The sequence below is a fragment of the Micromonospora sp. NPDC049204 genome (assembly GCF_040647935.1).
Classification (GTDB): domain Bacteria; phylum Actinomycetota; class Actinomycetes; order Mycobacteriales; family Micromonosporaceae; genus Micromonospora.
The window spans coordinates 45,420-65,043 of sequence record NZ_JBEZDC010000022.1; the positions used below are offsets into that span (position 1 = coordinate 45,420).

Here is a 19,624-nt window from a genome sequence, read left to right on the forward strand (position 1 = left end):
CGATGATGTCTTTGAGCCGGTGAGCAGGGGTGGACCAGTCGTGACCGTTGGACAATCGATCGTCTTCAACGGCGACCTCGGCAGCGGCAAGAGCACCGTGTCGGTCGAGATCGCCAAGCGGCTCGGCATGCGCCGGGTCAGTGTGGGTGACCTCTACCGGGAGATGGCGCAGCAGCGGCAGATGACCGCTCTGCAGCTCAATCTGCACGCCGAGCTCGACCAGGCCGTCGACGGCTACGTCGACCAGCTCCAGCGGAACATCGCCGCCTCCGGTGAGCGCCTCGTCATGGACTCCCGGCTGGCCTGGCACTTCTTCACCGACGCGCTCAAGGTTCACATGATCACCGAGCCGGGTGAGGCGGCCCGCCGGGTGCTGGCCCGGCCGTCCGGGCCGGCGGAGAGCTACGCCTCCCTGGAGGAGGCCAAGGCCAAGCTCCGGGAACGCAGCGCGAGCGAGCGCAGCCGGTTCATCGTCCGGTACGGGGTGGACAAGGCCCGACTGCGTAACTACGACCTGATCTGCGACACCACCCGTGCCTCGGCGGCCGAGGTGATCGAGCACATCGTCGCCGCGTACGAGGGCACGCTCGGCGCCGAGGTGCTGCGCGACGGTCCGCCGCTGCTGCTGCTGGACCCGGCCCGCGTCTACCCGACCGAGGACATCGCCACCCTGCGGGGTCTGTGGGACACCGACTTCGTCGGCGACGTGGCCGAGGCCGGCGACGAGGCCCTCGAACCGCTGAAGATCGGGTTCACCGGCGAGTACTTCTTCGTCGTCGACGGTCACCGTCGGCTCAGTGCGGCCTTGCAGAACGGGTTCTCGCTGGTCCCGGCCCAACTGGTCGCCGAGGTCGACGAGCCGGTGGTGGGTGGGATGAGCGCGATCGACTACTTCGCCGCCCAGGTGCGCCCCGGCCTGATCTACGACTGGGAGGCAGCCCACAAGATCCAGCTGCCGCTGCCCGAGCCGGCGCTGCTGCGCGGTGACGCGGTGCTCGCCGGGGACCCGGCCGCCGGCGCCTGAGCCCAGCGATGGGCCGGGCCAGCACGCGGGGTGCGCGCCGGCCCGGCCACCTGTTCGGTCGGTGCGTCGAGGCGATGCCTCAGCCGAGGACCACGCCGGAGGCGCCGACGCCGGCCATGCCGGAGAAGATGTCCTCGTAGTAGAACCGCCAGGCGCAGGTCCGACCGGTGGGGACGTAGCCGGTACAGGCCACCGAGGTGTTGGTGTCGTCGATGGCGGTGTTGGTCCCGGTCGCCCAGACCTGGAGGGTGTTCGCCGCGTTCACGATCTCCACCGGGCCGCCGCTGTCACCCTGACCGACGGCGTTGGTGCGGGTGGTGTTCTCCGCCTGCACCTGACCGCAGACCGTGCCGAAGTTGCGCACGTTGATGCACAGGTTGCGGGCCTTCACCTGGATCGAGCAGCGGGTGCCGGAGTACGCGCCGGAGGTGCACACCCAGTTGCCGACCTGGCTGGCCGTCGCGCCGATCACCTGGTTGTTGAACTCACTGACCACCTGGCCGGCCGCGTTGGTGCTGTTGTTGAAGACCCGGCCACCGCCGCTGCCGTTGAGCAGCAGGGTGTCGGTGCTGACGTTGCGGGTGCCGACGGTGCCGATCGTCTGCCCGGTCGGGTCGGTCGCCAGGACGTTGAGGTTGGCGCAGTGCGCGGCGGAGAGCACCCGCGTCACCCCGCCCTGGTAGACGCCGAAGCCGGTCGAGCAGCCACCGCCGGTCGCGGTGTTGCGCCACGCGGCGCCACCCCACCACGGCGGGCTGTCGTCCCACCGGGTGGCCGGCGCGGCGGCGACCCCGGTCTGCACGGTCACCGGGACGCCGGCGAGTGCCGACGCGCCGAGCAGACCGTCCTGGGTGCCGACGAGCAGGCCGGCGCCGTCGGCGCGAGGCCCGACCGTGGTGATCTGGTTGCCGACCTTGGCCCGCAGCCGGTCGGCCGCGGCGACGAGCTCCCGCTGCGAGTACGGGGCGGACAGCACTTTGGTGGCGACGGTGGCCCGGGTGGTGGCCACCAGGTTGGCCGGCGGCTCGCCCTTCCAGTAGACCTGGAGGTGCCGGGTGGTGGGATCGGCGACGATTCCGGCGAAGCCGGAGTTCGCGCTGCGCTCGGCGGCGTTCGTGATCCGCGCGGCGGCGGTGTTCATCCGCTCCTGGAGCCGGAGCAGCTCCGACCAGGAGGCGAAGCCGCCGGGCACCGGTGTGCTGTCGACGAACGAGCCGGCGGTGGCGGCCTTGCCTCCGGGTGCGGCGGTGGCCGGTGCGGCGGTCACGCCCGCGGCGAGCAGCGTGAGGCCGAACGCGGCGACGGCGACGCGCCGCAGCAGCGACGGAGACCGCCGGACGGTCAGATGTGGACGGATCATCAGGTACCTCTTCCCCCAGGGGTAGTGGAGCGGGCCGAACCCGCACCAGGACGGTGGCACGGGACGTCGGCGCCGCGAGGCGGATCCTGGACGGGGCTGGACACCACCGGACAGCGCCGGACGGTCCACTGTCCGACGTGGAACTGTCAGACATCGGCGCTCGCCTATCGACCGGCGCTGGGGCGGAATTAGCCTGCCCGTGCGCATCCGGGGCGGCCGGGTGACCGGGGGGTGGGAGCCGCATGTCCGACCAACGGGTACCTTCCGGTCGATCGGCGGCACCGGGATCGTCCGCGGCGTTCGAGGTGACCCATGCCGCCGGCGAGGCGCAGACGTTGCAGGAACTGGCCGGGCTGCTGCGCCAGTTGCGCCGTCGGGAAGCCCGGCAGCAGGGCGAGACCCAACTGACGTACCGGCAACTGGCGGCGAAGACCGGCTGGTCGCGCGGAATCATCGGGGAGTACTTCGCCGGCAACATCCTGCCTCCGCCGGAGCGGTTCGACGCGCTCATCAGGCTGCTCGGTGCCGCCCCTGCCGAGCAGGGGGCACTGGCCACGGCACGGGACCGGGTCGAGGAGCGCCGCCGAAGTCCGAACCGGGACCACGCGACGACCGGACGGGCGAGTGCCGGGGCCGGACGGGCCAGGGCCGGCGCCCCACGCCCCGGTACGCCGCCGGCCCGCTTCCCGGTGCCCCGCCAACTGCCCCCGGCGCTGCCGGGGTTCGTCGGGCGTGCCGCCCAGCTCGCCGAGCTCGACGCCGCGTGTGCCAGCCCCGGCGGGTCCGGGGACGACAGCATGGCGCCGGGCACCGTCCTGACGTTGTCCGGCACGGCCGGGGTCGGCAAGACGACCCTCGCGGTGTACTGGGCGCACCGGGTCGCCGCCCGTTTCCCGGACGGCCAGCTCTACGTCGACCTGCGCGGGTTCGACTCCTCCGGGGTGGTGGTGACTGCCGTCGAGGCGGTCCGGGGTTTCCTGGAGGCCCTCGAGGTGCCGCCCGAACGAATCCCCACCCACCTCTCCGCGCAGGTGGGCCTCTATCGCAGTCTGCTCGCCGGTCGCCGGATGCTGGTGCTGCTCGACAATGCCCGCGACATCGACCAGGTCCGTCCCCTGCTGGTCGGCAACCCGAGCTGCCTGGTCCTGGTCACCAGCCGCAACCGGCTCGCCGGTCTGATCGCCGCCGACGGCGCCCGCCCGATCGGCGTCGGCCTGCTCAGCACCGTCGAGGCCTGGCAACTGTTGGGCCGGCGGCTCGGCGCGGACCGGTTGGCGGCCGAACCGCGGGCGGTGGACGAGATCATCGAGCGGTGCGCGCGGCTGCCGCTGGCGCTGGCGGTGCTCGCCGCCCGAGGCGCGGCGAACCCCGCCTTCGGCCTGGCCGCCCTCGCCCACGAGCTGCGGGAGGCGCCGCACCCGCTGGACTCGTTCGACGGTGGCGACGCCGGCAGCGACGTGCAGGCGGTCTTCTCGTGGTCGTACCGGAGCCTCACGCCTGCGGCGGCGCGTCTGTTCCGGCTGTTCGGCTGCCATCCGGGGCCGGAGATCGGGGTCGCCGCGGCGGCCAGCCTGGCCGGGCTGCCCCGGGGCCAGGTGCCTCGACTGCTGGCGGAGCTGGCCCACGCCCACCTGGTCACCGAGCAGGCCCCCGGGCGGTTCGGCGCACACGACCTCCTCCGGGCGTACGCGGCGGAGCTGGCGGAACGCCTCGAACCGGCGCAGGCCCGGCGGGCGGCGATCCGGCGTGGGCTGGACCACTACCTGCACACCGCCCACGCGGCGGCGTTGCTGCTGCAACCGGGCCGGGATCCGGTCGCTCTGGCCGCCGCCCCACCGGGTGTGCTGCCCGAGGAGATCACCGACCACGGTCAGGCGCTCACCTGGTTCACCATCGAGTACCCGGTGCTGCTGGCGGCGGTCGCACACGCGAGACGTGCCGGGTTCGACGGGCACGCCTGGCAGTTGGCCTGGACACTCGTGGATTTCCTGCAGCGTCGGGGGCGGTGGACGGACCTGGCGGTCGCCCAGCGGGCCGCCCTGGCCGGGGCGCGGCGCGCGGGTGACCGGCTGGGGCAGGCGAACGCCCACCGCGACCTGGCCCGGGTGCTCTCCCGGCTGGGCCGGGTGGACGAGGCGGCCCGGAACTACCGCCAGGCCCTGGTGATCTTCGAGGCGTTGGGTGACCACACCGGGCAGGCGCGCACCCACCGGGCGTTCGGCGCGATGCTCGACGGGCTCGGCCGGTACGCCGAGGCGCTGGACCACGGCCAGCGGGCCCTGGCGCTGTACCGGGCCGCCGGTCATCCGGCCGGGGAGGCCAGCGCCCGCAACGCGGTCGGTTGGGCACACGCCCAGCTCGGCCAGTACGGGCCCGCGCTCGCGCACTGTGAGCAGGCGTTGGTGTTGCTGCGTCCGACCGGGGACCGGCACGGTGAGGCGAACACCTGGGACAGCCTCGGCTTCATCCACGCCCGGCTGGGTGACCACCGCGCGGCGATCCGCTGTTACCAGCGGGCGCTCGGGTTGTACCGGCGGGTCAGCGACCGCTACGACGAGGCGGACACCCTGGCCCGCCTCGGCGAGAGCCGAGACGCGGCGGGGGACACGGCGGGCGCCGTCCGCACCTGGCGGCGGGCCCTGGGCATCCTCGACGATCTCGGTCACCCCGACGTCGAGCGGGTACGTGACCTGCTGAGCCGGGCGACGCCCAGGTGCTCGGCGTGGGGCTGACGCTCCGCACGGGCCGCCCGGACGTCGGCGAGGGGCCGGGGCCGGGCGCGCTCGGCCGGTGCCCGGCGGCCGGCCGGTGACGCTGGGCACACCTGCGGTGGCCGATCGAGGTACGCCGGCCAGCGCGCGGCCGGGCACTCCGTAGACTGGTACGTGACGCCCATCCACCTGTCGAAGGAGCCATCCCGCGTGACCGTTCAGCCCATCCGTCTGTTTGGGGATCCGGTGCTGCGCACGCCGGCCGATCCGGTGGTCACCTTCGACGCCGAGCTGCGTCGGCTCGTGGCCGACCTGACCGACACGATGCGTGAGCAGAACGGCGCCGGCCTGGCCGCGCCGCAGCTCGGCGTGAGTCTGCGGGTGTTCACCTTCGACGTCGACGACGTGCTCGGGCACCTGATCAATCCGGTACTGGAGTTTCCGGACGAGGAGGAGCAGGACGGCCCGGAGGGCTGCCTGTCGATTCCCGGCCTCTACTTCGACACCAAGCGTCGGCAGAATGTCATCGCGAAGGGCTTCAGCTCCTTCGGTGACCCGGTGCAGATCGTCGGCACCGGCCTGATGGCGCGTTGCGTGCAGCACGAGACCGACCACCTCGACGGGGTGCTGTTCCTGGACCGGCTGGACCAGGAGGGGCGCAAGGAAGCCATGAAGGCGATCCGTCAGGCCGACTGGTACGACGCGGCGGCCCCACCCACGGTCAAGCTGAGCCCGCACATCAGCGACCCCTTCGGTCTGGGTCGGTGACCCCGATGCGTGTGCTCTTCGCCGGTACGCCGGCCGTCGCCGTTCCCGCCCTGGCCGCCGTCGCCGCGTCGCAGCACGACCTGGTCGCCGTGGTCACCCGGCCGGACGCGCCCGCCGGGCGTGGGCGTGGCCTGTCCCGCTCCCCGGTCGGCGAGTGGGCCGACGCGCACGGCGTCGAGGTGCTCACGCCGGAGCGCCCCCGCGACCCCGAGTTCCTCGACCGGCTGCGCGAGCTCGCACCGGACTGCGTGCCGGTGGTCGCCTACGGCGCACTGGTGCCACCGGCCGCCCTGGAGATCCCCCGGTACGGCTGGATCAACCTGCACTTCTCGCTGCTGCCGGCGTGGCGGGGCGCGGCTCCCGTGCAGCACGCCGTGCTGCACGGCGACGAGCTGACCGGGGCCAGCGTCTTCCAGCTGGAGGAGGGTCTGGACACCGGCCCGGTCTACGGCACCCTCACCGACGAGATCCGGGCCGCCGACACTTCCGGTGACCTGCTGGAACGGCTCGCCGAGTCCGGTGCCGGGTTGCTCGTGGCGGTGCTCGACGCGATCGCCGACGGCACCGCCCGCGCCGAGCCGCAGCCTGCCGACGGGGTGTCGCTGGCGCCGAAGCTGACCGTGGACGACGCCCGGGTCCGCTGGGGTGACCCGGCGTTCGCCGTGGACCGCCGGATCCGGGCCTGCACGCCGGCCCCGGGCGGCTGGACCACGTTCCGGGGCGAGCGGGTGAAGCTCGGCCCGGTCGTGCCGGTACCCGACGGCCCCGAGTTGAAGCCGGGGGAGCTGCTGGTGGAGAAGTCCCGGGTGTTGGCCGGCACGGCGACCGTGCCGGTGCGCCTCGGTGAGGTCCGCGCCGCGGGCAAGCGGGCCATGGGCGCGACCGACTGGGCGCGCGGCGTCCGGGTCGGCGCCGGAGAGGACTTCGCGTGACCGCCCCGGAAGGCACCCGTCCGACCCGCTCCGGCCCGCCCCCGGGTCGTGGCGGGGACCGCCGGCCGGTCCGGCCACCACTGGACCGCCCGCGCCGTGCGGCGTACGAGGCGGTGGCCGCCGTGCACCGCGACGACGCGTTCGCCAACCTGGTGCTGCCCATCATCCTGCGGGAGGAGGGGCTGTTCGGCCGGGACGCGGCCTTCGCCACCGAGCTGACCTACGGCACCCTGCGCAACCTGGGCACGTTGGACGCGATCCTGACCGACGCCGCCGGCCGGGACGTGGCCCGGATCGACCCGCCGGTCCGCGACGCGCTGCGGCTCGGGGCGTACCAGCTCCTGCACACCCGGGTGCCGGCGCACGCCGCGGTGTCGTCGACAGTCGACCTGGTCCGTTCGGTCGCACCGGGCGCGACCGGCTTCGCCAACGCGGTGCTGCGCGAGGTGTCCAGCCGGGACGCGGACGCCTGGGTGGCGAAACTCGCCCCACCGATGGAGACCGACCCGGTCGGGCACCTGGCGTTGGCGTACAGCCATCCGCAGTGGATCGTGCGGGCCTTCTCCGAAGCGCTCGACGGCGATCTCGGTGAGACGGCCCGGCTCCTGATCGAGGACAACGAGCGTCCCCCGGTGCACCTGTGCGCCCGGCCGGGCCTGATCGACCCGATCGAGCTGGCCGACCAGGTCGGTGGGGCGCCCGGCGCCTTCTCGCCGTACACCGTCTATCTGCCCGGCGGTGCGCCGGGCGACATCCCGGCGGTGGTCGACGGCCGTGCCCACGTCCAGGACGAGGGTTCCCAACTGGTCGCGGCGGCACTCGCCGACGCGCCGCTGGACGGCCCGGACGGGCGGTGGTTGGACCTGTGCGCCGGCCCGGGCGGCAAGGCCGGCCTGCTCGGCGCGTTGGCCGCGCAGCGTGGCGCGCGGGTGACCGCGGTGGAGGTGGCCGAGCACCGCGCCCGGCTGGTCTCCCTGGCCACCCGCGACCTGCCGGTGACCGTGCTGGCGATGGACGGCCGTGACGTGGGCGCCGACCCGAAGCTGCCGGAGCAGCACTTCGACCGGGTGCTGGTGGACGCTCCCTGCACGGGGCTGGGCTCGCTGCGGCGTCGGCCGGAGTCGCGGTGGCGTCGCGAACCGTCCGACCTGCCGCCGCTGACCCGGCTGCAACGGGAGTTGCTGGGCGCGGCGTTGCGGGCGGTCCGCCCGGGTGGTCTGGTCGCCTACGTGACCTGCTCGCCGCACACCGTCGAGACGCACGTGACGGTGACCGAGGCGGCCCGCCGCAGTGGTGTCGCGGTGGACTTCGTCGACGCCCGATCGCTGCTGCCGGCCGGCATGCCCGGCCTGGGTGACGGGCCGACGGTGCAGCTCTGGCCGCACCGCCACGGCACCGACGCGATGTTCCTCGCCGTCCTGCGGCGAGGCTGACGGGGCTCACGTCCGGCCGGTCACCCGACCGGCCGGACGTCGGACGCTCAGGTGACCGGGAGCCCCTTGGTGCCGGCGTTGCGCATCGAGCGGGTCAGGTTCCGGTCGGAGATCCAGAGGAAGCACTGCACGCCGCGGTTGCCGTTCTTCCACTCCTCCTCGTACGGCTGGTAGAAGATCGTGCCGGCGCGGAACTCGAGCTGGGAGTTGTCCGGCACCTTGGCGTACCTGGCGATCATCGTCTGGCAGGCCCGGTGGGTCTTCTTCACGGTGCGGGAGAACTCGGCGAAACTGACCGCCGGGGCCTGCCAGACCCCGACGAACTCGGCGTGGTGCTTGGCCGTGCAGGAGACCGGCAGCATCTCGTCGATGTCGTCCTTGACCAGCTTGGGGTTGAAGCAGCGGTACGCCAGCGGTGCCGCGCCGGACAGCGCGCCCCGGAGGCTGCCGGTGCGCGGGTCGACGGTGGTGTCGTCGATGCTGGCGATCTCGCTGACGTCGCAGCGGTACCACCGGGCGCCGCCCGCCCAGGCCTGCGGCGACGGCAGCACCACGGTCAGGCCGATCCGCCCGGAACGCCAGTCGGCGCCCACCGCCTTGTTGACCTCCGTGTCGCACCCGGCCTGCGCGGCCCGCATGCTCGCCGAGCCGGGCTGCGGGGGCGTGCCGGGCTGGGCGTTCGGGCCGGTGAGCGTGCCGACGTGCATGGTCTCGACCAGATGCGATTCGGTGCACGCCGTCGGGTTGTAGCCGGTCAGGAAGCCGACCTGCTGAGAGGTCAGGTGGCAGACGTCGGCGGCGGGCACGAACTGCTGCGCCGCGACGGGTGCCGGCCAGTCGTCCACGAGGTCGGTGTCGACTCCGGCGGGTGCGCTGCACCCGGTCAGTACCAGGGCCAGGGCCGCACCCCCGGCGTACGCCGCCCACCACCGTCGCATCGCTGACCTCCCGCCACTGTGGCCTCCGGCCGGACCCCGCCGGTCGGTAGCGCCACGGCGCAGCAGCATACGGCACCCATCCTCAGATGGCGGGCAGTCCCTCGGGGCCGGCGCCGCGCATCGAGCGGGTGAGTTTGCGGTCGTCGCTCCACAGGAAACAGCGCACGCCACGGTCGCCCTCCTCCCACTCCCGTTGTGACGGCGGGTAGTAGATGGACCCGGCCCGGTACGGGAGGTCCTTGTTGTTCGGCACGGCCGCGTACGCGGCGATCAACTCCATGCAGCGCCGGTGCGACTGCGCGGCGGACCCGCTGAACTCGGCCCAGGTGGCGTCGCGTTCCTGGTAGACGCCCACGAACTCGGCGCGGTGCGGCTCGGTGCAGAGCACCGGCGCCATGTAGTTGAGGTTGTCGCCGATCAGCTTGGGGTCGAAGCAGCGGTGGGTCAGCGGGCTGTCGCCGATCAACGCGCCCCGCAGGCTGCCGGTGCGGTTCACCGGGCGGGTGTTGTCGATGCTGCCGGTCTCGCTGAGGTCGCAGCGGAACCAGCGCGCGCCGCCGGCCCAGGCCGGTGCCGACGGCAGCGCCAGGGACAGGGTGAGCCGGGCGGTGTGCCAGTCGCCGCCGAGCACCTCCCGGGCCCGTTGGTCGCACTCGGCGCGGGCCGTGCGCAGCGCCGCCGATCCAGGCTCCGGCCGGGTCTCGGTCAGCGCGTCGGGCCCGACGAAGGTGCCGACGTGGATGGCCTCGGCGAGGTGGTTGCGCGCGCAGTCCACCGTCTCGTAGGTGCTGGCCTGCACGACGCCGGTGATCCGGGGCAGGCAGGTGTCGGTGGCGGGGGTGAACGGCGTCGGGTCCCGAAGCGCCGGCCAGTCGTCGGTGAGATCACCGTCCGCGCCCCGCGCCGGCGAGCAGCCGGCCAGCAGCATCGTCGTGACGCCGGCCAGCGCCAGCGCTGGAAGCCACCGTCGCATCGTCCGCCCTTCCGGGAGCTGGCGGCCGGTCACCGCGCCCCGCGGCGAAACCCCGGCGGGCGTGCGCCCTTCGGCACCGTCCCGCTTGGAGTGTCGTCGCGTTTCCGTCGATCGGCCAGCCACTCATGTCTGTTCGTCCGGATTCGGCAGTCCGGAGCGCCTAATTCTGCACCACTGGTCACTGTCGCATCACAACGCGTCGGAGTTGGTGCCGCGCTGCGGGTCGCGCGTGACCGCGTTCGTACACTGGCCCCGTGACCGTACCGCCGCCGATCGTCGCGCCGAGCATCCTGGCCGCCGATTTCGCCCATCTCGCCGAAGAGGTCCGTGCCGTCGAGGACGCCGCGGACTGGTTGCACGTCGACGTGATGGACAACCACTTCGTGCCGAACCTGACCATCGGGTTGCCGGTGGTGCAGAGCCTGCGGGCGGTCACCGCGATGCCGTTCGACGTGCACCTGATGATCGAGGATCCGCGCCGGTGGGCGCCCGGTTACGCCGACGCGGGGGCGTACAACGTCACCTTCCACGCGGAGGCGGCCGACGACCCGGTGGCGCTGGCCAAGGACCTGCGCTCGGCGGGTGCGAAGGCCGGCCTGGCCATCGACCGGGACACTCCGATCGAGCCGTATCTGGACCTGCTGCCCAGCTTCGACACCCTGCTGATCATGACGATCAAGGCCGGTTTCGGTGGGCAGCGGTTCATTCCACAGTTGCTGGAGAAGGTGCGTGCCGCCCGCCGGCACGTCTCGGCCGGGCACCTGGAGCTGCGCATCGAGGTGGACGGCGGGATCGCCGCGGACACCATCGAGCAGGCGGCCGCCGCCGGCGCCGACGCGTTCGTGGCCGGCACCGCCGTGTACGGCGCCGCCGACCCGGCGGAGGCGGTACGACACCTGCGGGCGCTGGCGGAACGCGCGGCTCCCGGGGCCTGAGGTGGAACCCGAGGTCGACCGCAAGGACATCATCCTCGTCGTCGACGACGACGCGGACATCGCTCGTTTCGTCGAGTTCAACCTGCGGCTGCACGGCTTCGAGGTGATCCACGCCAGCGACGGCCAGGAGGCCCTGGAGGTCATCGAGCGTCAGCGACCGGACCTGGCGGTGGTCGATCTCATGATGCCCCGCATCGACGGGCTGGAGTTGACCCGGCGGCTGCGCGCCGACCCGATGACCTCCGCCCTTCCGGTGATCATGCTGACGGCCAAGGGGATGACTGTCGACAAGGTGCACGGGCTCAGCGCCGGCGCCGACGACTACCTGGTCAAGCCGTTCGACACCGCCGAGCTGGTGGCCCGGGTCTCGTCCACCCTGCGCCGCAACAAGGAGTTCCGGGAGGTCTCCCCGCTGACCGGGCTGCCCGGCAACAGCCGGATCCGGCGGGAGATCAGCGACCGGGTCCGCAACGGCGTGGACTACGCCGTCGGCTACGTCGACATCGACCGGTTCAAGAGCGTCAACGACCGGTACGGCTTCGTGCGGGGCGACGACTTCATCTCCGCGCTGGCCCGGAGCCTGCACCGGGCGGTGGTGGGCGTCGGGCTGCCACCGGCCTTCCTCGGTCACGTCGGCGGCGACGACTTCGTCATCGTCTGCGCACCGGACCAGGTGCGCCCACTGACGTCCCGGGCGGTCGTCGACTTCGAGAATGCGGCCGACACGCTCTACGACCCGACCGACCGGGAGCGCGGTTTCGTCGAGCTGAAGGACCGGCGCGGCACCATCCGCCGCGCCGCCCTGGTCACGCTCTCCATCGGGGTGTCCCTCTCCGACGCCGGCAAGCGGTTCACCGACCCCCTGGAGGCGATCGCGGTGGCCTCGGAGATGAAGACGGTGGCCAAGAGTCAACCGGGGTCGTACGTCGCGGTGGACCGGCGCCGTGGTGTCACGTGAGCATGACGGCCCTGTGAAGTAGCTCGCCTAGGTGGCGACGCGCGCCCTTTTGCATGTAACACTTTCCTGTACCCACCACGCGCTGGCGGGACTCGGTGAAATTCCGAACCGGCGGTGATCCACGGTCCAACCGTGGTCAGCCCGCGACCCGGACGGCTCTGCTGCCCGGTGGACCTGGTGAAAATCCGGGGCCGACGGTTGGGAGCGGTTCGTCCGCTCCCAGACAGTCCGGATGGGAGACAGCGCGCGGGACGGACGGGTCCGAGCCGGCCGCTGGCTTCAGCGTGCCGCGCCGACCCTCCGGGGGCGGCTGTGCCGTTCCCGGAATCCGTGGGCGGCTCGCGCCGTTCCCGGATCCGCCACCGCCTGCCCGCGGCCCCATGGCCGCAGCCTCCCTGACCGCCGCGCGCGGACCGGCGAGTGAGAGGGCAGGGCAGGGCGATGGCCAGCGTCTCCGTCGACGAGGCGATGCGGCGTGCGATCGAGTTGGCGGCACGCGGGCTCGGCACCACCAGTCCCAACCCCGTGGTCGGTTGCGTGCTGCTCGACGAGGACGGCCAGGTCGTGGGCGAGGGCTTCCACGCGTACGCGGGCGGGCCGCACGCCGAGATCGTCGCGCTGGCGCAGGCCGGGCGACGCGCCAAGGGCGGCACCGCAGTCGTCACCCTGGAACCATGCGATCACACCGGTCGCACCGGCCCCTGCAGTTCCGCGCTCGTCCAGGCCGGTGTCTCCCGGGTGGTCATCGCCGTACCCGACCCGAACCCGGTCGCGTCCGGGGGCGCCGCCACGCTGCGCGCCGCCGGGGTCCGGGTCGACCTGGGGGTACGCGGCGAGGAGGCCGAGGCCGGCAACGTCGCGTGGCTGACCTCGATGCGCCGCGGCTGGCCGTATGTCATCTGGAAGTACGCCGCCACGCTCGACGGGCGCTCCGCCGCGGCGGACGGCACCAGCATGTGGATCACCTCGGAGGCGGCCCGGATCGACGTGCACGCGCTGCGCGGCACCGTCGACGCGGTGCTCGCCGGGGTGGGCACCGTCCTCGCCGACGACCCCCGGTTGACCGCCCGCAACCTGCGCGACGGCAGCCTGGCCATCCGGCAGCCGCTGCGGGTGGTCGTGGACAGCTCGGGGCGTACCCCGGCGGACGCCCAGGTCCGCGACGGCGCCGCGCGGACGTGGATCGCGACGGCCGACGAGGTCGGCGCCGACCCGGACGGCCGGGTCGACCTGTCGGCGCTGCTCGCGGCGCTGCACCAGCGCGGGGTCCGCGCGGTGCTGCTGGAGGGCGGCCCCCGACTGGCCGGCGCGTTCCTGCGGGCCGGCCTGATCGACAAGATCGTCGGGTACGTGGCGCCCCGGTTGCTCGGCGCCGGACCGACCGCCCTGGTCGACGCGGGAGTGACCACCATCGCCGAGGCCATCGATCTGGAGTTCGTCGACGTTACGCAGGTCGGTCCGGATCTCCGGATCACCGCTTTGCCCCGCAAAAGGGAGGGCTGACATGTTCACCGGCATTATCGAGGAGTTGGGCGACATCGTCCGGGTCACGGCCACGGCGGGTGATTCCGCGCGTGTCGCCGTGCGCGGTCCGCTCGTCACGTCCGACGCCCGGCACGGCGACTCCATCGCCGTCAACGGCGTCTGCCTGACCGTCGTGGACGTCACCGACGGGGTCTTCACCGCCGACGTGATGGGCGAGACGCTGCGCCGCTCCGCGCTGGGCGCGTTGAACGTCGGCGACCCGGTCAACCTGGAGCGGGCCGCCGCCCTCGGCAGCCGGCTCGGCGGGCACCTGGTGCAGGGCCACGTCGACGGCGTCGGCGAGCTGATCTCCCGGGAGCCGGCCGAGCAGTGGGAGACCGTCCGGTTCCGCCTGCCCGCCGCGCTGTCGCGGTACGTGGTGGAGAAGGGCTCGATCACCATCGACGGCGTCTCGCTGACCGTGGCCGAGGTGGGCGCGGACGAGTTCGCCGTCGGGTTGATCCCGACCACGCTCGCGCTGACCACGCTCGGCGCCAAGGGTGTCGGCGACCCGGTCAACCTGGAGGTCGACGTGCTGGCCAAGTACGTCGAGCGGCTGCTCGGCGACCGGCTGACCGACGCTCGCCCGATGGCCTCGACCCTGGGCGAGGTGGCCTGATGGGTCCGCTCAGCTGGCTGCTGGACGCCCAGGTGCAGGTGGCCGGCTCGCCGGTGCTGCTCCGGGAGATCGTCGGCAACGCCTTCGGGCTGGTCTCCGCGCTGCTCGGGCTGCGCCGGCTGGTCTGGGCGTGGCCGGTCGGCATGGTCGGTAACGCGCTGCTCCTCACCGTCTTCCTCGGCGGGGTGTTCGCCACCCCGCAGGAGCACGACCTGTACGGGCAGGCCGGCCGGCAGGTGTTCTTCTTCGCGGTCAGCGTCTACGGCTGGTGGCGCTGGCAGTCGAACCGTCGCGCCGACGCCGGTCAGGCGGCGGTCGTCCCGCGCTGGGCCACCGGGCGGGAGCGGCTGATGCTGCTGCTGGCCGCGGTGGTCGGCACCGCCGCGGCGTACCCGGTGCTCAAGGCACTGGGCTCCTGGGGTCCGCTGCCCGACGCCTGGATCCTCACCGGCAGCCTGCTGGCCACCTACGGCATGGCTCGTGGCTGGGTGGAGTTCTGGCTGCTGTGGATCGCGGTGGACGCCGTCGGCGTGCCGCTGCTGCTGCGTGGCGGCTTCTATCCGTCGGCGGTCATGTACCTGGTCTACGGCGCCATCTGCGCCTGGGGCTTCGCCGCCTGGTGGCGCACCTCGCGCGCCACCCGACCGGCCCCGGTCCGTCCCACCTACACGGAGGCCGTCGCATGAGCGAGCGGAGCGAGCGAATCAGCAGGTTCAGCGCCGTGGTGGGTCATGACGCCATGGAACGAAGTGGAGTGGCGGCATGACCAGTTTTGGGAGCATCGAGCAGGCGATCGCGGAGATCGCCGCCGGCCGGCCGGTCGTCGTGGTCGACGACGCCGACCGGGAGAACGAGGGCGACCTGATCTTCGCGGCCGAGCTGGCCACGCCGGAGCTGATGGCGTTCATGGTGCGCTACACCTCCGGGTACGTCTGCGTGGCGTTGACCGAGAGCGAGGCCGACCGCCTCGACCTGCCGCCGATGCACCACACCAACCAGGACCGGCGGGGCACCGCCTACACGGTGACCGTGGACGCCCGGGAGGGGGTCAGCACCGGCATCTCGGCGGCCGACCGCGCGCACACCAGTCGGCTGCTCGCCTCGGCGGCGACCGACCCGACCGACCTGTCCCGGCCCGGACACGTGGTGCCGCTGCGCGCCCGCGAGGGCGGGGTGCTGCGGCGACCCGGGCACACCGAGGCGGGGATCGACCTGACCCGGCTCGCCGGTCTGCGCCCGGCGGGCGTGCTCTGCGAGCTGGTCAACGACGACGGCACCATGATGCGGGTGCCGGACCTGGAGAAGTTCTGCGCCGAGCACGGCCTCGCGCTGATCACCATCGCCGACCTGGTCGCCTACCGGCGGCGTACCGAGAAGCAGGTCGAACTGGTCGCGGACGCCCGGATGCCCACCCGGCACGGGGTGTTCCGGGCGCTCGGCTACCGTGCCGAGCACGATCCGGCCGAACACGTCGCCCTGGTGCTGGGTGACCTCGGCGACGGCCAGGACGTGCTGGTCCGGGTGCACTCGGAGTGCCTGACCGGGGACGTGTTCGGCTCGCTGCGCTGCGACTGCGGGCCGCAGTTGGACGCCGCGTTGGCCCGGGTCGGCCGCGAGGGCCGGGGCGTGGTTCTCTACGTCCGCGGACACGAGGGGCGCGGCATCGGGCTGTTGCACAAGCTGCAGGCGTACCAGTTGCAGGACGCCGGCCGCGACACCGTCGACGCCAACCTCGACCTGGGCCTGCCGGCCGACGCCCGCGACTACGGCACCGGCGCCCAGATCCTCTACGACCTCGGCGTGCGCTCGATGCGCCTGCTGACGAACAACCCGGCCAAGCGGGCCGGGTTGGAGGGGTACGGGCTGACCATCACCGGCCGGGAGGGGCTGCCGGCCGGCGCGCACCCGGAGAACCTGCGCTACCTGCGCACCAAGCGGGACCGGATGGGTCACCTGCTGGACGAGTTGGACGAGGTGTCCGAGGCGCCGCTGGGGCGCCCGGTCGCCAACGACGAGATCGGAGCATGACGATGGCGGGTTTCGGTGAGCCGGGAGTCGACGCGGTGGACGCCGCGGGGCTGACCGTCGGGATCGTGGCCGCCCGGTGGCACGGTGACCTGACCGACCACATGCTGGAGCGGGCCGTGGCCGCCGCCGAGGCGTGCGGGGCGCGGTCGGTCGTCGCCCGGGTCGCCGGCTCGGTCGAGCTGCCGGTGGTGGCGCAGGCCCTCGCGCGTCGCTGCGACGTGGTGGTCGCGCTCGGCGTGGTGGTGCGCGGTTCCACCGCCCACTTCGACTTTGTCTGCCGCTCGGTGACCGACGGGCTGACCCGGGTGGCGCTGGACGAGGGCAAGCCGGTGGCGCACGGGGTGCTGACCGTGGAGACCATCGAGCAGGCCCGCGACCGGGCCGGTCTGCCCGGCTCGGCCGAGGACAAGGGCTGGGCCGCCACGGTGGCCGCACTCGACGCGGCGCTTGCCGTACGAACCGTCGCGGCGGGCAACGCCCAGCGGGTCGGCTTCGGCGGCTGACGTCCGTGCCGCCCCGGTCGTCTCCGGGGGCGGGCCCTCAGAGACGACCGGCCTCGATGATCCGGTGCAGGAACTGCCGGGTCCGCGGCTGGGTCGGCTCGCCGAACACCTGCTCCGGCGGGCCGCTCTCGACGACCCGCCCGGCGTCGAGGAAGCAGACCTGGTCGGCGACCTCCCGGGCGAAGCCCATCTCGTGGGTGGCCAGCACCATCGTCATGCCGTCGGCCTTCAGGTCCCGGATCATCGCCAGCACCTCGCCGACGAGTTCCGGGTCCAGCGCGGAGGTGATCTCGTCGAGCAGCATCAGTCGAGGTGAGTTCGCCAGTGCCCGGACGATCGCCACCCGCTGTTGCTGCCCGCCGGAGAGCCGATCCGGGTAGGCGTCCGCCCGGCCGCCCAGACCCACCCGGTCGAGCAACTCCCGGGCCTGCGCCTCCGCCTCCGCACGATCCCGCCGGTGTACGCGCCGCGGCGCGAGGGTGATGTTGTCCAACACGCTCAGGTGCGGGAACAGGTTGTACGCCTGGAACACCATCCCGATCCGCCGGCGGACGCGGTCCGGGTCCACCCGGGGATCGGAGATGTCCTCCCCGTCCAACTCGATGGTGCCGTCGTCGAGCTCCTCGAGGAGGTTCACACAGCGCAGCAGGGTGGACTTACCCGAGCCGGAGGCGCCGATCAGCGCGACCACCTGATGCTCGGCGACCGTCAGGTCGAGCTGGTCGAGCACGACCTGACCGCCGAACTCCTTGCGCAGGCCCCGGCACCGCAGCACCGCCATGGTCAGCCTCCCGACTGTCGGCGGGCCGCCCGCAGCGTCACCCAGTCGGTGACCGCGATCAGCGGGATCGCGAGCAGCACGAAGAGCACCCCCGCCACGATGTACGGCGTGTAGTTGAAGGTCTGGGCGGTGGCGATCTGGGCGGCCCGGACCGCGTCGATCGGCCCGGCGAGCGAGACCAGCCCGACGTCCTTCTGCAACGCCACCACGTCGTTGAGCAGCGGTGGCGCCACCCGGCGGACGGCCTGCGGCAGGACCACGTGCCGCATGGTCTGCCGGTAGGTCAGGCCCAGCGAACGGGCCGCGGCGAGCTGGCTGGGATGCACCGACTCGATGCCGGCCCGGAACACCTCGGCGAGATATCCGCCGTAGGTGAGGACCAGGGCGAGCCCGCCGAGCACCAGCGCCGGCGGCATGCCCTGTAGGCGCAGGCCGGGCACACCGAGGGTGAGCACGTACAGCACGATGATCAGCGGCAGACCGCGGAAGGTGTAGGTGTATCCGGCGGCCAGCGCCCGGACCGGAAAGAAGATCGGGCCGCGCAACGTCCGCAGCACCGCGATCACCAGCCCGAGCGCCAGCGCGCCGACGGCACAGCAGACCAGCAGTCGGACGTTGAGCCAGAGCCCGCCCAGCACCGCCGGCAGCGCGTCGGCGGCGATCGCCGGGTCCAGGAACGACTGCCGGACCCGGTCCCAGCCGGGCGCGCCGGTCAGCGCGACGACCAGCAGCGTGCCGAGCGCCGCCGTGGAGCAGGCCGCGACCAGCACGCTGTAGACGGTCTGCCGATGCCGGTACGCCGACCGCCGGCGCTGCGCCTCGGAGGGAACGTGTTCGAGCAGGGTCACCGCAGCTCGGCCGCCCCCGCGACCTGCGCGAGCCACTTCTCCTCCAGCTGCTTGAGCGTGCCCGCCTCGGTGAGCTGACCGACCGCGCCGGTGACGCAGGGGGTCAGTGGCGAGTTCTTGTCCAGCAGCAACCCGAAGGCCTCGGGCGCGCCGACCTGCGGCACCTGCCCGACGATCGTCGCGTCGGTGATCTCCGCGCCGGTGATGTAGAAGGCGGTCGGCAGGTCCACCACCAGACCGTCGATCTGCCCGTTCTGCAGGGCCTTCTTGGCGTCGTCGTTGCTGTTGTAGACCTGGGGTTTGCTGGCGGGCTTGAGCACGTCGACGATCGCCTGGTGGCTGGTGGTGCCGACCTGGGCGCCGAGTCGGGCGTCACGGAGTTCCGCCAACGACTTCCGGCCGGCGATCTTGGACGACTTCAACGCGATCACGGTCTGCCGGACCAGGTAGTACGGCGCGGAGAAGTCGACCGCCCGCTTGCGCTCGTCGGTGATGGAGACCTGGTTGATGTCGAAGTCGAAGGCCTTCGGCCCGGGTGCGATGGCGGTGTCGAACTTGACCCGGGTCCAGGAGACGTCCGCGCGGGCGTAGCCGAGCTTCTCGGCCACCGCGTACGCGACGGCGGATTCGAAGCCCTCGCCGTTGTCCGGCTTGTCCTTGACGAACCACGGCTCGTACGCGGGCTGGTCGGTGGCGATGGTGAGCTTGCCCGGCGTCCGCGTGGGCAGGCTGTCCTTGGCGCAGGACGGCGCGGTGACAGTGGGGGTCGGCTCCTTCTGTGGCGCGCATCCGGCGGTGGCGACGACGGCGGCACCGGCGAGGGTGAGCGCGAGGAGACGTGAGCTGCTGGCCATGGCCGACAGCGTAGAGGTATCGACCAGTCTGCTTGGGGTTTTACCCCACCGTGTTGATAGGGAATTGTCCGCTTGCTGGATTTCGGCGGACCCGGACGTGGGGTGCCGCCCCGGTGGCTGGAAGAATCGTCCACCGTGAAGACGTTCGAGGAGTTGTTCGCCGAGCTGCAGGCCAAGGCCGCCGCCGGCACCCCGGGCTCGGGCACCGTCGCCGCCCTGGAGAAGGGCGTGCACTTCATCGGCAAGAAGGTCGTCGAGGAGGCGGCCGAGTCGTGGATGGCCGCCGAGCACGAGGGGCCGGAACGCACCGCCGAGGAGATCTCCCAACTGCTCTACCAGGTCCAGGTGCTCATGCTCGCCAGTGGTCTCGACCTCAAGGACGTCTACCGACATCTGTGAGTGCATCCCCACCCGTTGATCGCCATCCGGATCGAA

19 protein-coding genes and 1 riboswitch are annotated in these 19,624 nt (G+C 72.8%); of the genes, 13 read left to right on the forward strand and 6 right to left on the reverse strand.

The genetic code is table 11. The features are described from left to right. The first annotated feature begins 40 nt into the window (after positions 1-40). Positions 41-1,024: an AAA family ATPase gene (locus AB0A90_RS31210; RefSeq protein WP_357254846.1), complete on the forward strand. Its 984-nt coding sequence runs from the start codon at positions 41-43 to the stop codon at positions 1,022-1,024. A gap of 79 nt (positions 1,025-1,103) precedes the next feature. Here the strand turns inward: AB0A90_RS31210 and AB0A90_RS31215 are convergent, their stop codons facing one another. Continuing rightward, positions 1,104-2,384 (reverse strand): hypothetical protein, encoded by a 1,281-nt coding sequence (locus tag AB0A90_RS31215; protein WP_357254848.1) that lies wholly within the window; start codon positions 2,382-2,384, stop codon positions 1,104-1,106. A gap of 242 nt (positions 2,385-2,626) precedes the next feature. Between AB0A90_RS31215 and AB0A90_RS31220 the strand changes: the two genes are divergently transcribed. From AB0A90_RS31220 to AB0A90_RS31235, 4 genes are all read left to right on the forward strand, one after another. Continuing rightward, positions 2,627-5,116: a tetratricopeptide repeat protein gene (locus AB0A90_RS31220; protein ID WP_357254851.1), complete on the forward strand. Its 2,490-nt coding sequence runs from the start codon at positions 2,627-2,629 to the stop codon at positions 5,114-5,116. Between the two features lie 189 nt (positions 5,117-5,305). Next, a complete protein-coding gene (gene def, locus AB0A90_RS31225; RefSeq protein WP_357254853.1) occupies positions 5,306-5,863 on the forward strand; it encodes a peptide deformylase in 558 nt (185 codons plus the stop codon). A 5-nt stretch (positions 5,864-5,868) separates the two neighbouring features. Beyond that, positions 5,869-6,795 carry a methionyl-tRNA formyltransferase gene (gene fmt / locus AB0A90_RS31230; RefSeq protein WP_357254855.1) on the forward strand — a complete coding sequence of 309 codons (927 nt, stop codon included), beginning with the start codon at positions 5,869-5,871 and terminating at the stop codon, positions 6,793-6,795. Beyond that, a complete protein-coding gene (locus AB0A90_RS31235; protein WP_357254939.1) occupies positions 6,750-8,228 on the forward strand; it encodes a transcription antitermination factor NusB in 1,479 nt (492 codons plus the stop codon). The genes fmt and AB0A90_RS31235 overlap by 46 nt, the downstream gene beginning before the upstream one ends. Positions 8,229-8,275: 47 nt before the next feature. On the opposite strand, the gene AB0A90_RS31240 is transcribed toward AB0A90_RS31235, so the two are convergent. Then, positions 8,276-9,166, reverse strand: coding sequence for a septum formation family protein (locus tag AB0A90_RS31240; protein ID WP_357254857.1), 891 nt, complete (start codon positions 9,164-9,166; stop codon positions 8,276-8,278). 82 nt (positions 9,167-9,248) lie between these two features. Then, a complete protein-coding gene (locus AB0A90_RS31245; RefSeq protein ID WP_357254859.1) occupies positions 9,249-10,139 on the reverse strand; it encodes a septum formation family protein in 891 nt (296 codons plus the stop codon). Positions 10,140-10,393: 254 nt separating this feature from the next. Between AB0A90_RS31245 and rpe the strand changes: the two genes are divergently transcribed. From rpe to ribH, 7 genes are all read left to right on the forward strand, one after another. Then, a complete protein-coding gene (rpe, locus tag AB0A90_RS31250; RefSeq protein WP_357254861.1) occupies positions 10,394-11,074 on the forward strand; it encodes a ribulose-phosphate 3-epimerase in 681 nt (226 codons plus the stop codon). A gap of 1 nt (position 11,075) precedes the next feature. Beyond that, complete coding sequence (locus tag AB0A90_RS31255; RefSeq protein WP_357254863.1) at positions 11,076-12,032, forward strand: response regulator; 957 nt, start codon at positions 11,076-11,078, stop codon at positions 12,030-12,032. A gap of 77 nt (positions 12,033-12,109) precedes the next feature. Then, positions 12,110-12,280, forward strand: a riboswitch (FMN riboswitch). A 193-nt stretch (positions 12,281-12,473) separates the two neighbouring features. Continuing rightward, positions 12,474-13,535 (forward strand): bifunctional diaminohydroxyphosphoribosylaminopyrimidine deaminase/5-amino-6-(5-phosphoribosylamino)uracil reductase RibD, encoded by a 1,062-nt coding sequence (ribD, locus tag AB0A90_RS31260; RefSeq protein ID WP_357254865.1) that lies wholly within the window; start codon positions 12,474-12,476, stop codon positions 13,533-13,535. Between the two features lies 1 nt (position 13,536). Continuing rightward, positions 13,537-14,175, forward strand: coding sequence for a riboflavin synthase (locus tag AB0A90_RS31265; protein ID WP_357254867.1), 639 nt, complete (start codon positions 13,537-13,539; stop codon positions 14,173-14,175). Further along, positions 14,175-14,861: a nicotinamide riboside transporter PnuC gene (gene pnuC / locus AB0A90_RS31270; protein WP_357254869.1), complete on the forward strand. Its 687-nt coding sequence runs from the start codon at positions 14,175-14,177 to the stop codon at positions 14,859-14,861. The genes AB0A90_RS31265 and pnuC overlap by 1 nt, the downstream gene beginning before the upstream one ends. 76 nt (positions 14,862-14,937) lie before the next feature. After that, complete coding sequence (locus AB0A90_RS31275) at positions 14,938-16,203, forward strand: bifunctional 3,4-dihydroxy-2-butanone-4-phosphate synthase/GTP cyclohydrolase II (protein WP_357254870.1); 1,266 nt, start codon at positions 14,938-14,940, stop codon at positions 16,201-16,203. 2 nt (positions 16,204-16,205) lie between these two features. Then, a complete protein-coding gene (gene ribH, locus AB0A90_RS31280) occupies positions 16,206-16,706 on the forward strand; it encodes a 6,7-dimethyl-8-ribityllumazine synthase (protein WP_357254941.1) in 501 nt (166 codons plus the stop codon). Positions 16,707-16,743: 37 nt separating this feature from the next. On the opposite strand, the gene AB0A90_RS31285 is transcribed toward ribH, so the two are convergent. Genes AB0A90_RS31285 through AB0A90_RS31295 form a run of 3 tightly spaced genes read right to left on the reverse strand, consistent with a single transcriptional unit; the run spans position 16,744 to position 19,189 of the window. Beyond that, entirely contained in the window at positions 16,744-17,487 is a 744-nt protein-coding gene (locus AB0A90_RS31285) for an amino acid ABC transporter ATP-binding protein (RefSeq protein WP_357254872.1), read from the reverse strand. A gap of 2 nt (positions 17,488-17,489) precedes the next feature. After that, positions 17,490-18,335 (reverse strand): amino acid ABC transporter permease, encoded by an 846-nt coding sequence (locus tag AB0A90_RS31290; RefSeq protein ID WP_357254873.1) that lies wholly within the window; start codon positions 18,333-18,335, stop codon positions 17,490-17,492. Beyond that, entirely contained in the window at positions 18,332-19,189 is an 858-nt protein-coding gene (locus tag AB0A90_RS31295; protein WP_357254874.1) for an ABC transporter substrate-binding protein, read from the reverse strand. The genes AB0A90_RS31290 and AB0A90_RS31295 overlap by 4 nt, the downstream gene beginning before the upstream one ends. 117 nt (positions 19,190-19,306) lie before the next feature. On the opposite strand from AB0A90_RS31295, the gene AB0A90_RS31300 reads away from it, so the two are divergent. Then, the gene (locus AB0A90_RS31300) at positions 19,307-19,588 is read left to right on the forward strand and encodes a phosphoribosyl-ATP diphosphatase (protein ID WP_355030129.1); all 282 of its coding nucleotides are present in this window, start codon (positions 19,307-19,309) and stop codon (positions 19,586-19,588) included. The last annotated feature ends 36 nt before the right edge of the window (positions 19,589-19,624 follow it).

Excerpts from the sequence above, each read along its gene's own strand:
- AB0A90_RS31265 (WP_357254867.1), top strand. The coding sequence starts at position 13,537 with ATGTTCACCGGCATTATCGAGGAGTTGGGCGACATCGTCCGGGTCACG.
- AB0A90_RS31240 (WP_357254857.1), bottom strand. The coding sequence starts at position 9,166 with ATGCGACGGTGGTGGGCGGCGTACGCCGGGGGTGCGGCCCTGGCCCTG.
- pnuC (WP_357254869.1), top strand. The coding sequence starts at position 14,175 with ATGGGTCCGCTCAGCTGGCTGCTGGACGCCCAGGTGCAGGTGGCCGGC.
- fmt (WP_357254855.1), top strand. The coding sequence starts at position 5,869 with ATGCGTGTGCTCTTCGCCGGTACGCCGGCCGTCGCCGTTCCCGCCCTG.
- ribH (WP_357254941.1), top strand. The coding sequence starts at position 16,206 with ATGGCGGGTTTCGGTGAGCCGGGAGTCGACGCGGTGGACGCCGCGGGG.
- AB0A90_RS31295 (WP_357254874.1), bottom strand. The coding sequence starts at position 19,189 with ATGGCCAGCAGCTCACGTCTCCTCGCGCTCACCCTCGCCGGTGCCGCC.
- AB0A90_RS31285 (WP_357254872.1), bottom strand. The coding sequence starts at position 17,487 with ATGGCGGTGCTGCGGTGCCGGGGCCTGCGCAAGGAGTTCGGCGGTCAG.
- AB0A90_RS31275 (WP_357254870.1), top strand. The coding sequence starts at position 14,938 with ATGACCAGTTTTGGGAGCATCGAGCAGGCGATCGCGGAGATCGCCGCC.
- AB0A90_RS31245 (WP_357254859.1), bottom strand. The coding sequence starts at position 10,139 with ATGCGACGGTGGCTTCCAGCGCTGGCGCTGGCCGGCGTCACGACGATG.
- ribD (WP_357254865.1), top strand. The coding sequence starts at position 12,474 with ATGGCCAGCGTCTCCGTCGACGAGGCGATGCGGCGTGCGATCGAGTTG.
- AB0A90_RS31220 (WP_357254851.1), top strand. The coding sequence starts at position 2,627 with ATGTCCGACCAACGGGTACCTTCCGGTCGATCGGCGGCACCGGGATCG.
- AB0A90_RS31215 (WP_357254848.1), bottom strand. The coding sequence starts at position 2,384 with ATGATCCGTCCACATCTGACCGTCCGGCGGTCTCCGTCGCTGCTGCGG.